Here is a 17120-nt window from a genome sequence, read left to right on the forward strand (position 1 = left end):
CGGCCGCACCGCCGTCGACCGTGGCGACCACGGGCGTCCGTGTGGCCACACACGGACGCCCGTGTACGGCCGGAACCGGCCCCTCCGATCGGCGGGGGCCGGTCGGCCGACCGGCGGGGCATCACCCGAAGCCCGGCGGATGGCCGGCCGTCCCCCGCCTCGGCAGGGTTGTCCCGGTGACCGAGATCGAAAGCGCCAAGAAGACCCCTCGCCGGCCCTCACCCCCCTTACCCGGGCCCGCCACCGCGACGGAACGCCCCGCGCCGATGGCGCGGCTGGTCGGGGTGGACCTCGCCCGTGCACTGGCGGTGTTCGGAATGTTCGCCGTGCACGTCGGTCCCGCGCCCACGCCCGGGGGCGGCGTCGGTGACTGGTTCCTGGAACTGTCGAGCGGCCGGGCGTCGGCGCTGTTCGCCACCCTCGCCGGGTTCTCGCTGATGCTGATCGCGGGCCGTCCGGAGCCGAAGACCGGACTGGCCGGCAGGCAGGCGAGGGCCCGGATCGTGATCCGGGCCGTGATCCTGCTGCTGCTGGGCAGCGCGTTGGCGACGACCAACTTCGGCGGCGCCGGAATCCTCAACTTCTACGCCCTGTACTTCCTGCTGGCCCTGCCCCTGCTGCGGCTGCGGGCCAGGACGCTCGCGATCGTCGCGGTGACGCTCGCGGTCGTCACGCCGCAGGTGACGTATGTGATCCGGGCGCTGCTCACCGAGTCGATCGTGCGCACCGTCGACACGTACGACCCCCTCGCGCGCCTCTCCGGCGTCGGTGTGCTCGATCTCCTGCTCACCGGCCTCTACCCGGCGATCACCTGGATGACGTTCGTGGTCACCGGCATGACGCTGGGCCGGCTGGACCTCGCTTCCGGCGCGGTACGGCGGCGACTGGCCGCGGTCGGTTGCGCGCTGATCGCGTTCGGATACGGCGTCTCGTGGCTGCTGCTCCGGCTGACCGGCGGTGCGCAGAAGATCATGGCCGGGATGCCCGCCGTGAAGGACCCCGAGGCCATGAAGGACCCCGGTACGGCAACGGGCTCCTTCGACGCGGCGGTCGGCGGGGGGCTGTGGGGTCCCGACGCGTGGGGGCTGCTGGCGGCCGAGCCGCACACCGGCTCCACGTTCGACCTCATCGGCAGCCTGGGGATCGCGATCACCGTGCTCGTGGGTCTGACGGTGGCCCTGGACCGGCTGTGGTGGCTGCGCCGCGTGGCGGCTCCGGTCATCGCCGTCGGCACCATGTCCCTGACCCTCTACGTGGGCCACATCCTGGTGATCCTCGCCCTCCCCGGAGAAGCGGCCACCCCGCCGCAGTCCGCCTCCACCGCGCTGCTGCTCTGCTTCATCGCCGGAGCCACCGTTCTCGCGGCGGCCTGGTCCCGCTTCTTCCGCCGCGGACCGCTGGAGCATCTGCTCAACCACGCCACCAAGCCGGCGCGGCACGTCCGCTGAGCCCCGGGCGGTCGGCCGGCCGGCGTGGTCACTCTCATCGTGCTGCGAGATCCGTGGCAGGCCCGTCCGGCGGCTCGTACCGCCCGCCGTCACCGCGCACTCGACCGGGCGCGCGGGAACAGCGCGCTGGTGAGGGTGCCGAGAAGCACGAGGGCGGCGTCCACCGCGATCGCGATCTTCAGACCGCCGAGGACGGGCATGAAACGATGACCGCCATGTCAGGTCAGGTCTGGGTGTCACTGATATCCATGGGCGGTGTCGTCCTCGGCGGACTGTTGTCCTACCTCGTCCAGCACAGAACCCAGCTCTCGGCGGAACGCGCAGAACAGCAACGACAGCGGATCACCTTGTCGGAGGCCAGGCGCGCGGAACGGCTGGCGTTGCTGGAGCGGTTCATCGAGGTGGGCGCCGAAGCCGAACGCGCCGCGTTCAGCCGCCCCGACGAGTGGGACGACACCCACGACTGGTACCTGACGACCCAGGACGTGATGAACAGACTGTGGGTCGCGGAACGACTCATCCGCGTCCAGTTCCCCCTGCCCGTACACGACTCGGCCCGCGCCTACTTCCTCGACCTCAACCGGACCGTGTGGGAAGGCCTGCCCGACGGCGAGAGCGTCCGCGACTACCTGGAAGGCAACCGGCTGACGTTCCTCGACACGGCTCGCGCGGTCATGGGATAGCGACGGCGGCGGCCATGAGGCGGCGGGTCGGACCAGGTCGGCGTGGCGCTCGGGAAGCGACGGCGCCTCTGCGGGCTCTACGCCTCTGACCTGCGCATGCACCTCCTCCACGACACCGCGTATCGGCGGGATATTGCGTGAGCGCGAAAGCCGATGCCTCGGGAGGGCTCGCTGGGCTGTCAGCTCGGCAGTCTCGTCGCGCGTGCACACACCGGATGCGTTGGGATGTGATGCATTTGAGGTCCTATCGCACGGCTGGCCGGCAGCCGGTTTCGGCGGACCGGCCGTGCAGATAACGGGACCGTTCCAGGTCGGTGAGTGTCGTGTCGACGGCCTGGCAGATGTTCCGGATCGCTCGGGACGGGTCGGGCAGGTCGACGTTCCACAGCCCGACGGAGGCGCCTGTGCTGATGGCCAGAGTACGTCCGTCCGGGCTGAACACCGCTGCTGCGGGCGACCTGGTTCGCAAGGTGATTCTGAGCTGGCTGGTGGCGAGGTCCCACAGCTGGACTCCTCTTGTGCTGCCTGCGGTCAGCGTGCGTCCATCGGAGCTGAAGGCCAGCGACGCCACCTCACCGCCGGCACTGAAGCTGTCCTGGAGCTGACCGGTGCGCACATCCCAGGTCCTCACCAAGCCGTTACTGCCGCTTGCTGTGGCCAGGGTGTGCCCGTCCGGGCTGAACGCGAGGGACAGAAGGCTCCCGGTCCGCGGCTTGATGGTGCGCTGTGTGCGGCCGGTCGCGGCGTCGAGCAGCGTGACCTGTTCGCCACCGGCCTCGATGTGAACGACGGCAAGGGTGCGGCCGTCCGGGGCGAACGCTGCCGCTCTTACGGGTCGGCCGTGGCCGGTACGGGCGGTGCGCAACGCGCCGGTCGTAAGGTGCCAGATCCGCACCGACCCCCGTCTGCCGACGGTGGCGAGTCGCGTCCCGTCAGGGCTGAAGACCGCTGTGTCGATGACGCCCAGGGCACGGCTCTGGCGAAGGCGGCCCGAGGCGACATCCCGGACCTCAACCACCCTGTTCCTGCCGACACGGGCAACCAGGGCGCGCCCGGTCGGGCTGAACCCCACGGCCCCGAGGCGGTGAACAGAGACGGGTGACTGCCGGCCCCGGAGTGCCCGATCGCTGTCCAGTGCCAGGGCGGCTTCGCGATCGCCGGTCCTGGCATCCCAAAGCTGTACCGACCCATGCCCGGGTGCCCCTTGGCGGACCGTGGCCACCGTACGTCCGTCAGGACTGAAACCGATGTCGGCGACGTAGGTGCCGGCGTGGCCTGACAGAGTGGTCCGCGGATGATCAACAGTCGGGCGGTGGACGCGGACGGCGGGATCAGAGCTGCTGCTGGTGACCAGGGTGCGGCCGTCCGCGCTGAGGGCCACGTCCATGGCCCCGCGTCCATGATGACCGGCGGTCACGGTGGCCCGCGTTGTGCCGGAGGCGGTGTCCCACAGCCGCACCGTGTCCCCAGGGCCCGGGATGGCGAGGGTCCGCCCATCAGGAGCGAAGCCCATCCCATTCAAACTGTCGGCATCCTGCCTGATGGTGTGCCGGACGGTGCCGGTGGCCACTTCCCGTAGTCGCACCGAACCGTCGGCGGCGACAACGGCGTACATCCGGCCGTCAGGGCTGAAAACCACCGTATCGCCCCTGATCTGGCTGCCGTGGGCGTTCCGGATGCGGCCGGTGACCACGTCCCACACCCGCAGAGTTCCGCTGCGGTTCACAACAGCGGCGACGGTGCGTCCGTCAGGGCCGAAGGCGACCGCCTGAGGGTCGACGAGGCCGGTGACGCTGTGCCGCTTGAGGCCGGTGGCGACATCCCACACCCGTACAGCCGCCGGTGAGGAGACAGCAACGGTACGACCGTCCGGGCTGAAGTCCAGCCCGCGTACCGCGCCGTCGGGCACGATGAAGGTTCTGAGTTTCCTTCCGGTGACCGGATCCCACAGGGCCACGGTCCCGCCGGTCCCACCAGCGGTGGTGACAGCGAGGATGCGTCCGTCGGGGCTGAACGCGACGGCCTCGCTGATGTCGTGGCCGGTGACTGTGTGTCGGAGTCGGCCTTCCGGCAGGTCCCAGATCCGTACCTTGCCGTCCCCGCTCTGAGCGGCGAGGGTGCGTCCGTCCGGACTGAGGGCGATGGACTGCACGGGTTTGGTGCCGCTGATCAGGCGCTTGCGCAGCGGAAGCGCCGCAGCGGCATACAGGGCCGCGGTGGCTTCGCGGGTCGGGCTGGTGCGGTAGGCGTGGACGGCCAGCAGCGCGGCGAGGTCCGGTTCGGCATCCAGCAGTGCGCTGGACTGGGCGGCCAACTGCCGGGACTGGGCCAGGTGCTGGGCGGTGACCGCGCTCTGCCACAGCCCCACGGCGAGGCCGGCGGCGACGAGTGCGAGGCACAGGGCAGCGGTGACCGCGGTGAGTACCAGCCGGTACCGGCGCCGGCCCTTCTGTTCGTGACCGTGGCTGGCGTCGAGGAAGGCGTGCTCCAGGTCGGTCAGGTCCTCACGCGGTGTGTCGCCGAAGTGTTCCCGGGCGGCGGCGAGCCGGCTTCCCCGGTACAAGGCGCCCTCCTCACGGTTCAGTTCCTGCCAGGCATGGGCCGCCTCAGTCAGGTTCCGGTGCACCCGCAGCCGTTCGCGGTCCTCCTCGATCCACCCGCGCAGCCTGGGCCAGCCCGTGATCAGGGCCTCGTGAGCCATCTCGACCGTGTCGCCGTCCAGGGTGAGCAGCCGCGCCCGGACGAGTGCCTCCAGCACCCGGGCAGTCTTCTCCCTGCCGGTGCCGCTCAGTTCCGCGCGTTCGACGGGACGGCGGGTGTCGGAGGCGCCGTCACCGGGGGCGATCAGGCGCAGGAACACACGGCGGGCGGCACCCGCCTGATCTTCGGAGAACCGGCCGTAGACCTTCTCGGCGGTGTTGGCGATCGCGCTGTCCAGGCATCCGGCCGCCTCGTAGCCCGCCATGGTCAGTGTCTTGCCGCGGCGGCGGCGCCAGGTCTCCAGCAACGCGTGGGACAGCAGGGGCAGTCCGCCCGGCGCGTCGGCGACCTCCTTGACCAGCCGGGCCGTAAGGGCGCGTTCCACCGTAAGTCCGGCGGCCGTGGCCGGTTTGACGACGGCGTCGCGCAGTTCCGCCGGACTCATCGCCCCGGCCAGCAGGCTGGCGTCGCGCAGTGCGTCGGACAGGTCGCGGTGTTCGGCGCAGCGGCCGTAGAAGTCGCCGCGCACCGCCAGCAGCACTCGTAAGCGGTTCTCGGGCTGCCGGGCGGCCAGCAGCAGGTCGATGAAGGAGGCCCGCTCGGCGGCATCGTGGCAGAGGGCGAAGACCTCCTCGAACTGGTCGACGATCACGAGCGTGTCCGCTCCGGCGCTGCCATCGCCGGGAGCCGCCGGTGTGAGGAGGGGGGCGTGGGTGCGGGCGGGGCGTTCGCCCGGGGTCAGGATCCGGATCGTGGCCGGACGCAGGCCCCTCTCCTGAGTCTGCCGGAGGACGGGTATGAGGCCGGCCCGCAGCAGCGAGGACTTGCCGCTGCCGGAGGGGCCGAAGACCGCCGCGAATCGTCGGCGGCGTAGCAGGTCGATCAGGTCGGCGGTGAGCTGTTCCCGGCCGAAGAACAGGCCGCTGTCACCGCTTTCGAACCGTGCCAGACCCCGGTACGGCGTGGGTGATCCGTCGTCGCCCCGAGGGCCGTCACCGGCGGACTCCTCCACCGCCTCCTTCCACCGGGCCTCCCATTTCGCCAGGTCTCCGCCGCACGCCCCCACATAGGCCAGGGCCACGGCCAGCGTCGGCAGTTGCTCGCCGGCCGCCGCCTGCGACAGCGTGGTCACCGAGTAGCCCGCCCGCCGGGCCAGAGCCCGGTAAGTGATCCCGCCGGCTTCCGCCCGCAGCTTGCGCAACTCGGACGCAAACCGCTGCACCGGACCCGACGCCGGATCAACCGGCACCTCACGACGGCCTGCCATACCCTCCCCCTCCGGCTGCCCCCGCATCGGAGCGGACAGCCGATCCATGCACCTCCATGACCCCCGAACAGCTCACCCGCCATTGTTCGGTCGCCAGAACGGTACTTCCGAACAATGCTCCAGCCGCTGAACTCGTTGATGTGAGCGGTGCGGGGGACCGCTCTGCGGGTGCGGGCCGTCGGCGGTAGGCGACCTGCGAGCGCGCCAGCAGGATCGAAGACTCGGCGTTCCCGTTCCCCTCACCCGATGCGAGCCACGTCGGCACCGCCCCACGGCACGCCCGACCAACACCTCACCGAAGAGGACTCTGTCTGCGCATGCACTTCCCACCCTCCCTCCCCGCGCCATCACCGACACGCTCACTCTCCGTAAAATCACGATTACGTAAAGTCGTCGCGATGGCCGGTTCGTCACGGTTGGGTTGGCTGGACGCGTTGCGTGGCATCGCCGCACTCGTCGTGGTGTTCGACCACTCGTCGTACACCTTCATGGCGGATTTCCGGAGGGAGTTGATGCCGCAGTTCAACACCAGCCGCTACGGCATCATGGTGTTCTTCCTGGTGAGCGGCTACATCATCCCCGCGTCGCTGGAGCGCCGGGGCTGCGTCCGCACGTTCTGGATCGGTCGGATCTTCCGTGTGTACCCGTTGTGGGCGGCTGTCGTCACCGCGCTCCTTGCCGTCAACCTCTCCGGCATCGCGGAGATGCCGGGCTTCGGTCAGCAGAGTGCCGCTGCCGTCGCTGTCGCCCACGCCACCATGCTCCAGGAGCTGCTGGGGACACCCAATCTCCTGCTCATCCTGTGGACGCTCTCCTACGAGATGTCCTTCTACCTGCTGGTCGTCGCTCTTTTCACGGTCCGCCTCCACCAGCGGTCCGCGGCGATCGCTGTCGTCCTGGCCATGCTCGCCGCCGCGAGCGTGACAGCAGGGGTGGCACTGCCGCCCTCTGCCCTGTCCGGCCTGGTAGGCACCGGCCCGCTGATCGCGTTCGCCTCCATCGCCATGGGAGTCGCCATCTGCTGTGCGAGCGCCAGGTCATCCGTACTCCGGGGCATCGGGGGTGTGCTGGGCGGCGTGCAGGCACTCGTCCTGGTTCTGCTCAACGGAACCGTCCCACTGTGGGAGGGCATGGTGATCCTCGCCGTGATGTTCCTCGGCACCGCTGTCTACCGTGCCGAGAACGGGCAGAGCACCTGGCGGTATGCGGCGGCCACTGCCGTCGTGGTGGTCACCTGTGCCGTGGGGAGCGCGTACCGGTACGGCGACGGTGACCATTTCACGCGCCGCGGCTGGATCGTCGCGTTCCTGTTGGCCGTACTCACCTTCGGCGCCGGACTGGCGTCGCGTCGCCGACGCCTGCCGTGCGCGCTGACCGGACTGGGCGCGATCAGCTACTCGGTCTATATGGTGCATCCCGTTCTGCTGGCAGTGATCGACAGCACGATCGGCCGACGGCGGCAGGACAGTCTCGCACTCGAAATGGCCTTCTTCGCCGTGCTGCTGCCCGTGTGCCTGTTGACCTACCGTTACATCGAAGGGCCGAGTCAGACCTGGGGCCGCAGATTGGCACAGCGCGTGCAGCCACCGTGACGAGCGCCGCGGAAGGCGTGCACCGGGGTGAGGCGCTCCTGATCGCTGATGACCGTGGTTCTCCGCTCTTGAGGGCACGTGGAGGGCACACAGAGGACACGGAGTGGGGGAAGGAAGCGGAGCCGCGCCCGTGCGGCTCCGCATGTGCTCGCGGCGCCCGGCGTGAAGGCGTTCTTGGATGTGGCATTGCGGAAGCACGTGCCCGCCCCGGGGTGGCGCGGGTCGATCCAAGGGTTGGACGGGATGGGCCCCTGGGCCGCGCGGATGTCATCGAGCAGGATGCGGGCGCTGAACGGGGCGACGGCCAATGCGCGTCGCGGTGCGCGCCGGCACGGCGGCGCCGCCGCGACCTGATCGGCTGCGGCGCCACGGCGTTTCTCGTCACTCCACAGCGTGGCCGATGAGTTTGCGGCTCCCGGCCGGTCCAAGCTCATGACACCCCAGGAAAGGACACTGCCATGTCGGAGCTTCTCGTCGACTTCATCACCTCCCTCGACGGCTGCGCATCGGGCGAGGGATGGCCCGGCTTCTGGGGCCTCGAAGGCCCGGAGTACCTCGCGTGGCTCGGTGAGCAGCCCGAGGTCACCTATCTGATGGGAGCGAACACCTACCGCCTGATGTCGGGCTTCGCCGCAGGCGAGGTCCCGAGTGGCCAGGACGAGTTCCGGCCCGAGGAAGAGGCGTCCGTCGACGGGCTCACTCGAGCGTCCAAGGTGGTGTTCTCCTCCTCACTGGAGGAGCCGCTGAAGTGGGCCAACTCCACGCTCGTCCGCGACGACGCCGTCGAGGCGGTCCGTGCCATGAAGTCGAGCGGCTCGGGGCTCCTCAGTACGATCGGCAGCCTCAGCCTGAGCCGCTCCCTGCTACGAGCCGGACTCGTCGACCGCTTCCGGGTCGTGATGTTCCCGGTGATCACCGGAGCCACGGGCGCGGAACGCATCTACGACGGCTATCCGGACGTCGCCCTGGAGATGACCGAGCACCGCACCTTCGACGGCCGCATCCAACTGGTCGAGTACAAGCCCCGCGTGCTCGACCACCCGCCACTCGGCGCCCCTGCGTGACGCCGCCCCGCCCGCCGGCCCGGCGGAGTGAGTGAGCGCGTTCCTCGTCCTGTCGTACGAACACGTGCACGGGGTGCCCTTGAAGGTGTCCCACCCGGCCTGGCATCAGTCGGAAGAAGCGCGACCAGATTGCGAGGGGTGACGAGAATCGAACTCGCGCTCTCAGCCTGCGACCCGCCCTGCAGGCCGAGGCCCGGCGGTTCACCGAGCGGCGAACTGCCGGGCCGTGCGCCGACAGGCCCGGTCCTGTGCCTGTCAGCGCACGCCACGGGGGCAATGCTCCTTATACGACGGCCTTGTACCCCTGCCAGCCCGTCGCGATCTTCACACGGCCGCCGAACGATCCCTTGCTGTCACCACCGTGGCGGAACAGGTTGCCGCTGGTGTCGCGCGAGACGAGGTCCGTCCTGCCGTCGCCGGTGATGTCACCGGCTGCGACGACCGTGTTGTAGGAAGCGCCCCAGTTCGAGAACAGCTTCACGCGGGCCTTGAAAGTACCGCCGCCGGTGCCGTCGTACCGGTACAGGTTGTTCGACTTGTCCTGCACAAGCAGGTCGCCGACGCCGTCGCCGTTCAGATCACCGGCCCCGACGACCTTCTTGTACGCCTTCCAGTTGCCGTACAGCTTCACGCGCGCCGACAGCTTGCCCGTGCTGGTGCCCTTGTACAGGTAGACGGCGCCGGTCGAGGCGTTGCGGGCGATCAGGTCCGGGCGCCCGTCACGGCTCACGTCACCCGGCGAGGTCAGCAGGTCGTACTGGTTCCAGCCGGAGGTGGCGAGTGTCGTGTACGGCGTCGAGGGCGTCAGCGCCTTGCCACAGGCCGGGCGGTAGGCGCGCAGGGCGCCGCTGCTCAGCCGGACCAGGACGTCGTTGCAGCGGTCGCCGCCGAGGTTGCCGAGCGGCACGAACCTCGCTGTGGTCGGCCAGCCGCTACCAGAGACCTTGCTGCCCAGTGAGCCCGTGCCGGTGCCGCGCTGGACGGTGAGGGTGCCCGAGGAATTGAGGGTGAGGATGTCGCCGATGCCGTCGTTGCCCGCGTAGTCGTGCGGGGCCGCCGCTCCGGCGGTCACGCCGATGGTGCCGGAGAGGGCGAGGGCGGTGCCCTGGCCGTCGGCGGGCTGGGCGGTCAGCGTCCAGGTGTAGGTGCCGTTGGTGACGAGGCGGCCGGCGGAGTCCTTCCCGTCCCAGGCGGCCGTCAGCAGACCGCGGGCGGCGGAGCCGGACACGGTACGCACAGTGGTGCCGGACGCCTTGTGGCGGACGACCACCTTCCAGGATGTGGCGGGCTTCGACAGCCACCAGGTGCCGGACCAACTCGCGGCCCTGGGGGTGACCGTGGAGTCGATGGCCGAGAGCGCGGATGCCGGAACGCCGGTGGGCACCAGGTGGACGCGCTGCTCCCGGTCGGCGTAGGCGGCGCCCCCGCCGAAGCGGTCCACGGTCCAGGACGTGCCCGCGTTGAGGTTGTCGCGGCCGATGTCGGTCCAGTCGGCGAGCTTGCGGCTCGGCAGGTCCGTGTGACTGCCGCTGGACGGCAGCCCGTCATGCAGGTCGATGAGCGTCAGCCCACTGCCCGACCATGTGCCGGCGACGCGCTCGACGAGGTAGCCGTCACCGAGGAGGACCCTGCCCGCCGGGGCGGTGGTGGTGCGCTTGGCTATACGGTCGTAGACACCCGCGCCCTGGCTGTCTCCCAGACTTTCCTCGCAGGTCCAGTACACCCAGCGGCCTACGGCCTGGAGGCTGGTCGGCGTGCAGCCGTCGCGTGTGGTGAAGGACTCCACGGCGGTGCCGGACGGGAGCCGGGTGGCCGTGACCTTGCCGCCGGTAGCCGCGCCGCTCCACAGGGTGTTGCCCCAGACGGCCGCGGCGACCCGGTCGCGCTTGAGCAGTACCCTGCCGGCCGAACCGTCCGCGAACTCGCCGATGTACTGGTAGCCGGAGGATGCGCTGTTGACGACCGCGTACCGCCCGGAGAGGTTGTTGAGCCGCGGAGCGTCGTCACCCGTGTCGAGGGTCGGGCCCCAGGCAGTGGCGCCGTTGGAGCGCAGCATGGTCAGGCCGGACTCGGTGGCGTTGCGGCGACCGTGGCGGCCGGTGCCGTCGGCGAACATCCGTATGCAGTGCGGGGTGTCGGCGGAGCAGTCGCCGTCCGACCCGTTGATCAGACCGTCCACGGTGGCCTTGGTGACGGTCGGGGTGCCGCTCGTACTGAACCAGGTGCTGCGGTAGGCACCGAGGATCGTGTTCGGCTCGTACGACGTGCTGTTGTCGGCTCTGCTGAGAATGCCGCTGCCGAGCGAGAGGCCGTGGATCTGCGCGGGCATCGGCTGCACGGTGGTCAGACGGCTGCGGGCGACCGAACCGTCGGCGGCCCGGGCGATCCGGTACACGCCCCAGTCGAGGTCGCCCCGCTCGACGTACTGCCCGGCGCCCGCCACCAGGACGGAGCCGTCCGGCGCCTGGACGATCCCGTGGCCGGCCGGGTCCATGACCTTGGTCAGGTCGGTCTCCGTGCCGTCGGACGTGAGGGCCCACAGCGGCTGGCCCCGGTACTTGTTGTCACCGGGGGACACCGGTTCGAGGCCGAGCAGTTCGTCGCCGACGATCCCGTACGCGGCCTGGTGACTCAGGGCGCCCGTGTCGAAGGTACGGGGCGCCGTGGACAGGTCGTCGCGGTCGTACAGGTCTGCCTTGCCGCGCCCGCTGCGCAGCCGCAGCACCGAGTCGGTGCCCAGCTGGAAGCCGGTCACCTCCCAGCCGTTCTCCGGGTCGATGCGGTCGGGCAAGGTGGTGAAAACGCCGGTGGCGAGGTCGACGATGCCCCAGTGGCTCCAGTCGTCCTCGGCGGTGTCGTAGCTGAGGAGGACGGACCGGGCGTCACCGTCCTCGACGACGAAGTTGCCCGCACGGTCCGGCAACCCGGTCACGGGCGTCTGCCCGGTCCCGCCCCCGTCCTCGACGCGCCACAGCTGGTAGGCGCCCAGGCCTCCGTTGACGCCGCTGGTGCTGGTGAGGACGGTGCTGCCGAAGGTCCCCTGGTAGGCGTGGTACTCGGGCACCGGCACCACCGTGGAACCGCCCGATGCGCCCGTGGCCTGGACGAGGGTGACCTGCGCTTCCTCCTTCGAGTAGAGGGCGACGGTGTCAGAACCGTCCCCGTAGTAGCCGGGCTGGAAGGACGCGGCCTCACGGAAGCCGCCGCTGTCGATGTCGTACTGCACCGGGACGTTCAGCAACTGTTGAAGCGAAGTCGTGGTGCCGGTGGTGTAATCCGTCCACAGGAGCCGGTCGTCGCCCTCCTGGGCCCAAAGGAAGCCGCTGGTCCCCGCGTTGAGGATCTGCGTGGCCCTGGGGACGGCACGCGGGGCGGCGGGCAGCACGACCTCTCCCGCAGCAGGAGGCTGCGGGAGGGCTTCCGCCGACGACGGCAGTGCGGCGAGCGGAAGGCTCAGAGCCAGCGCCGTCGCGAGGACGGCCGCTCTACGTGCCACCGGCGGGCCGAGGCGTGGTGGGCGTGAGCCAAGAGCCGGTCTGTGTCTGTGTCGGCGTCGGCGTCGGCCGAATCGGGCCACCGTTCCTCCTGAAAGGCAAGAAGGCATGGCGGGGGCGTACGGCAACGCCCTGACATTTTCCCCGGCCCCCCGGCCGCTCCCCCCCCACGCGCGTGAGGGGGAGCCTAACAGCATGTCCATGACCGGAGCTGGGCGGTGGATGGCACTGCGGGTTCCGACCCGACCGCCGACCGCCAGGACGCGATCCCCAGTGCCAAGTCCTCTACGGCGAGGCCGACTTGAACGGCCGTCGCCTACGGGTGACGAGCACCGAACTCGGTGAGCTCGCGGACGCTGTGGTCAGGGGCTTGGCACTCCCTCGGACGCGACCTGTCACGAGCGGTCAGTACAGGGCCTTGTAACCCTGCCACCCACCACCGATCCCGGTGCGAGAGCCGAAGGATCCCCTGCCGTCGCCGTTGTTGCGCCACAGCTTGCCGGAGGTGTCGCGGGAGACGAGGTCCGCCTCCCCGTCCCCGGTGATGTCGCCGGCGCCCACCACGACGTTGTAGGAGGCACCCCAGTTGTCGGCCACCTTGACCCGCGCCCTGAAGCCACCGGTCGCCGTGCCCGCGTACCGCCACAGCTTGTTCGACCTGTCCTGTGCCAGCAGGTCTCCGTACCCGTCACCGTTGAGATCGCCGACACCGACGATCTTCTTGTAGCCGGACCACTTGGAGAAGAGCTTCACCCGGGCCGAGAGCTTTCCGCCGGTGGTGGCCTTGTACAGGTAGACGTCACCGGTGGACGCGCGGCGGGCGATCAGATCCGCCCGGCCGTCCCCGGTGATGTCGCCCGGTGAGGTCAGCACGTCGTACTGGTTCCAGCCCGACGCTCCCAGCGTGGTGTACGGCGTGGAGGTCGTCAGGGCTTTGCCGCACCCGGGGCGGTACGCCCGCAGCGCACCGCCGGCGAACCGTACGAGCACGTCGTTGCAGCGGTCACCGTTCAGGTCTCCGAACGGCACCATCGTGATCGAGGCCGGCCAGTCCGAGGCCGAGGTCTTCGTCGAGAACTTCCCGGCGCCGTCACCGCGATGCAGGGAGAGCGCGCCCTTCGAGGTGAGCGTGAGGAGGTCACCGATGCCGTCGGACCCGACATGGTCGCGTCGCACCGCGGCGCCACCGGTCAGCTTCAGCGTGCCGGACGCCGTCGCCGACGCACCGTGCTTGTCGGCCGGGGCCACCGTCAGCGTCCAGCTGTACGTGCCGTTGGGCACGAACGCGCCCGTAGACGTCCTGCCGTTCCAGGACGTACGGACCGCGTCGTGCGCGGCTCCACCGGACAGCGTGCGCACGGTGGCCCCGGTCGCCTTGTTCCTGAGCGCCAGCGTCCACGACGCGGCCGGCTTCGACAGCCACCATGTGCCGTCCCACGAGGACGACGATGCCACCAGGTCGACCGAAGGTTCTGTCCTCGCTCCCAGGACCGCGATGTCCGTGGCGGGGACACCACTGCGCAGAACGTGGACGTCCTGCGAGGCCGGGTTCACGTAGCCGACCAGGCCGTTGTACGGATCGACGTCCCACTTACCGGACTTGGCCGCCAGGGTCCGGCTCACCGCGGAGCCGCTCGTGACGTCCGTGAGGGTCAGCGCTCCGGACGTGGAGTCACGCGTGACCAGGAAGCCGTCGCCCAGGCGCGTCTCTCCACCGGTGGGCACGGCGATGAGCGTCTTCTTGCGGATGTCGTACACGGTGGCCTTCGGCACGCTGCCCTGGGGAGAGGAGCACGAGCCGGACCAGTACACCCAGCGTCCCACCACCTGGAGGTCGCCCAAACGGCAGCCGCTGCCGACCAGCCGGAACGACGTGATCGTGTCGCCCGAACGCATCTCCCTGGCCGTGACCGTGCCGTCGTCCCTGTTCAACGTCCACAGCGCTTCCCCCCACAGGGCGGAGGGGGCCGCACCGGCCGCGCCCGTGCGGGTGAGCACGACCTTGCGTGTGTCGAGATCCGCCACCGTCAGGCCGTCTCCCGAGGGCGTGGGCCCGCGCCAGGCCGCATACCGGCCCGCGACGTCCACGAGGCCATGGTTGTCCTGGAGGCCCGAGGCCATCACGGTGCCGGGGAGGGACTGACCCCGATCCAGGACGGAAACCTCCCCGGCCCTGTTCCGGATGACCGCCCGGCCGTCGCCCGTACCCATCAGGTCGGGACAGTCCCCATGGTCCCCGGCCATGATCCCGCACATCGGGGCCGCTCCCCGGTCCGTGCGGGTGCCCGCCGTCAGGGCGTCCGCCGTGCTCAGCGAGCGGCTGTACAGGCGCGTCGCCTGGTCGCCGGACTCGTACGTCATCAGCTCACCGCCGCTCAGATCCAGCGACTCGATCCCCAAGGGCACAGGGGGGAGGTCCACGATCCGGCGGGCCCGGGGCAGACCGTCGGCCCCCGCCTCGACCTTGGCGACGCCGTAGTCCGATGAGGACTCGCCACCGGCGAGGACCAGGCCGCCGTCGGGGCTCACGACGGCGGTGGGATCGGCGCGCTTGAGCAGGGGCAGCTCCGCGGAGCCGTCGAAGGGCAGCGCCGAAACGCTCCAGACCGATGAACCGTCGCGCCGCGCGACGACGAGTGCGTCACCGACGACACCGAGGACCACGTTCCCCGAAGTGCGGGGGAACGCGACCTCGTGCGTGGGCGCATCCCAGGCACCCTGGGCGTACACCCGCACCTTGGACGTGCCGAACCAGCCGGCCAGGTAGTCGGATCCCACCACGGTGCCCGTGTTCGCCAGCAGCGGCGGCAGTATCGTGGCGACACCGGTCTCCGCATCCACCCAGGCGTACCGGAGGACCCGGTCCGGGCCGTCGTACCCGTAGTAGTTGACGAGGATGCCGGAGGCCGAACCCCTGGTGAAGAAGGGGAAGACCGCTCCGTCCGGGAGTCCGGTCACAGGTCTCTGCACCGTGCTGCCGTTCTCGTCGCGCAGCAGGAACAGCCCGGTCCGTTCCCCACCTGTCGACGTGCTGGTCAGGACAGTGCGTCCGTACGTCTGCATGTACCTCTGGCCCGCCGGGATGGTCACCGTCTCCGTCGTACCGGTTCCCATGTCCCGGAGCAGGACGTTCCCACCACTGGTCTGGGACGGGCGCAGGGCGACGACGTCCGAAGCGGTGCCGTATGACCCCGCGGTGCGCGGTTCGAGTCGCTCGCCACCTGCGACCGGCTTTCGGCTGCCGTCGTAGCCGGTCCACCAGAGGCCGTAACCCTCGGCGGTGGAACGGTACTCAAGGAAGCCGGTGGCCCCCGCGCTCTGCAGATACGCCGTGCGCGGAGTCGCGCGCATGGTGGCCGGAACGATGATCTCCGTCGCGGTATCCGCGTGCGCGGGCGCCACCAGTGGCACGGCGGACACAGAGAGCGCCAACCCGATGACCGTGACCAGGCAGCCACGCACGAAGGAACGACGAGTCACTTGCTTCCCCTCCCCGACGGAGGGCCCCATCCCCCCGAACAAGCGGGCGGATACTAGCACCGGTTGAAGACGGATGACCTTGCTGAACCGGTTGGCCGACCCGGGACTTCGGTCGGCGTCACCGCCGCTGTGCACACACGAGGTTCAGACCTGCGGAGGACAGCAGGCTGAGGTCACCTGACGCGGAGAAGTATCGGACCGCCCCACGAATCCGCAGCTCAAGCCGGTCTTCCGAGACTGGATGCGTTGCGCGCACGGCTACCGTCCAGGAGCCGTGCCCTCTACGCGCCCGATCCTCGAACTCGCGCTCTCAGCTTGGGAAGCGATGGCGCCTGCGTAGAGGTAGGGCCTCTGATCTGGGAAATTCGTTGTCAGGGGGCAGGTGTGAGGGGCTGGTTGCACCGTTGTTGACCGTGGTTGTCGGCTCTGAAGGGCATGCTATGGGCACGAAGCAGGGATGGGGGGAGAGAGCAGGGCTTCCGGCTGGCCCACAGCGACCGGGAGTGGCTCCGCCTCGAACGGCAGCCGCGTGGGGCCGTCGCGGCTGCACACATGGCGCCTTCATGGATGCAGTGGCCCGCATCAAGCGTCCTGCTGCGGGTTGAGGACCCCTTGGCCCTTGCCGACGAACGAGAGAAGGCCGCTGGCGACGTCGTCGGCCGTGTAGGAGAACTCCCTTTCCGGAGACCCTCCGGGCCACCCACCATCCCGTCCGTCCCGCGCCCGCCGGCCCCCTCGTGCCCGGCCACGGCGACGACCTCCGCCGCACCGCCCGTTCACGCCCTGTTCCGAACGGTTCCGCGGCCACGGCCGTAGCACCCACCCGCCTGCCGATCGCCCGCCTGCCGATCGCCCGTCCGCCCCGTCGGTGTCGCCCTCCTGCGGATCCGCCGGATCCGCCGGACCCGCCCGTCCGGCGGTTCCGAGCCAACGGGGCCGCCCGACGCGCCCGCGCCCAGCGACTCCGCCTCCCTCGCGGGGCGGTCGGAGGGGGAAGGCCGGGAGCGGTCCGGCCGACCCCTTCGGCTCGCCGTCCTCCAGGAGCCCGGTGGAGCCCCGTGGAGCCCGCTCGTACTAAAACGGCAACAGAGGCGGAGCCCGCCGAGGAGTCGGACGAGGGGGTCGAGGTGGTACCCGAGGCGGACGCCCCGGCCGCCGAGAGCCGGCCCGCGCAGCTGCCGGCGGCCACTCACCGGATCGGCACCGGGACCCTCCTCGACCTCGCCGACCGGCGGATTCCCTTGCTCGCACTGGGCGTGGGACCGGCTCCGGTGGGCCTCGGCATCGGCTTCCCCGGGGTGCGGACGCGCGGCCGCCGAGCGGCTCGCGACGGCCCGGGTCCCCCTTGAGTCGGACCTCCGGGGTCCACCTCAGGACGCTTGTCCACCCGGA

8 protein-coding genes are annotated in these 17120 nt (G+C 70.4%); 5 read left to right on the forward strand and 3 right to left on the reverse strand.

The window, feature by feature from the left end; genetic code table 11:
- The first annotated feature begins 176 nt into the window (after window positions 1-176).
- Window positions 177-1448, forward strand: a complete 1272-nt coding sequence (locus tag J8M51_RS34870) for a DUF418 domain-containing protein (RefSeq protein WP_086762394.1) — start codon at window positions 177-179, stop codon at window positions 1446-1448.
- A gap of 206 nt (window positions 1449-1654) precedes the next feature.
- Window positions 1655-2131, forward strand: a complete 477-nt coding sequence (locus tag J8M51_RS34875) for a hypothetical protein (protein WP_086762392.1) — start codon at window positions 1655-1657, stop codon at window positions 2129-2131.
- A gap of 244 nt (window positions 2132-2375) precedes the next feature.
- On the opposite strand, the gene J8M51_RS34880 is transcribed toward J8M51_RS34875, so the two are convergent.
- Window positions 2376-6098, reverse strand: a complete 3723-nt coding sequence (locus tag J8M51_RS34880) for an nSTAND1 domain-containing NTPase (RefSeq protein ID WP_086762390.1) — start codon at window positions 6096-6098, stop codon at window positions 2376-2378.
- Between the two features lie 398 nt (window positions 6099-6496).
- Between J8M51_RS34880 and J8M51_RS34885 the strand changes: the two genes are divergently transcribed.
- Together J8M51_RS34885 and J8M51_RS34890 are read left to right on the forward strand one after the other, a co-directional pair.
- Entirely contained in the window at window positions 6497-7690 is a 1194-nt protein-coding gene (locus J8M51_RS34885; protein WP_256964134.1) for an acyltransferase family protein, read from the forward strand.
- A 458-nt stretch (window positions 7691-8148) separates the two neighbouring features.
- The gene (locus J8M51_RS34890; protein ID WP_086753793.1) at window positions 8149-8754 is read left to right on the forward strand and encodes a dihydrofolate reductase family protein; all 606 of its coding nucleotides are present in this window, start codon (window positions 8149-8151) and stop codon (window positions 8752-8754) included.
- A gap of 283 nt (window positions 8755-9037) precedes the next feature.
- Here the strand turns inward: J8M51_RS34890 and J8M51_RS34895 are convergent, their stop codons facing one another.
- Both J8M51_RS34895 and J8M51_RS34900 read right to left on the reverse strand, forming a co-directional pair.
- Window positions 9038-12250: an FG-GAP-like repeat-containing protein gene (locus tag J8M51_RS34895; RefSeq protein ID WP_256964133.1), complete on the reverse strand. Its 3213-nt coding sequence runs from the start codon at window positions 12248-12250 to the stop codon at window positions 9038-9040.
- Window positions 12251-12653: 403 nt separating this feature from the next.
- Window positions 12654-15728 (reverse strand): FG-GAP repeat domain-containing protein, encoded by a 3075-nt coding sequence (locus tag J8M51_RS34900; protein ID WP_143673100.1) that lies wholly within the window; start codon window positions 15726-15728, stop codon window positions 12654-12656.
- 1127 nt (window positions 15729-16855) lie between these two features.
- On the opposite strand from J8M51_RS34900, the gene J8M51_RS34905 reads away from it, so the two are divergent.
- Window positions 16856-17077, forward strand: a complete 222-nt coding sequence (locus J8M51_RS34905) for a hypothetical protein (RefSeq protein ID WP_086753799.1) — start codon at window positions 16856-16858, stop codon at window positions 17075-17077.
- The last annotated feature ends 43 nt before the right edge of the window (window positions 17078-17120 follow it).

This window comes from Streptomyces griseiscabiei, assembly GCF_020010925.1.
In the GTDB taxonomy this organism is placed as follows: domain Bacteria; phylum Actinomycetota; class Actinomycetes; order Streptomycetales; family Streptomycetaceae; genus Streptomyces; species Streptomyces griseiscabiei.

Bases quoted from the DNA above. Each gene is read 5' to 3' on its own strand.
- J8M51_RS34890 (WP_086753793.1), top strand. From the start codon at position 8,149: ATGTCGGAGCTTCTCGTCGACTTCATCACCTCCCTCGACGGCTGCGCA.
- J8M51_RS34885 (WP_256964134.1), top strand. From the start codon at position 6,497: ATGGCCGGTTCGTCACGGTTGGGTTGGCTGGACGCGTTGCGTGGCATC.
- J8M51_RS34875 (WP_086762392.1), top strand. From the start codon at position 1,655: ATGACCGCCATGTCAGGTCAGGTCTGGGTGTCACTGATATCCATGGGC.
- J8M51_RS34880 (WP_086762390.1), bottom strand. From the start codon at position 6,098: ATGGCAGGCCGTCGTGAGGTGCCGGTTGATCCGGCGTCGGGTCCGGTG.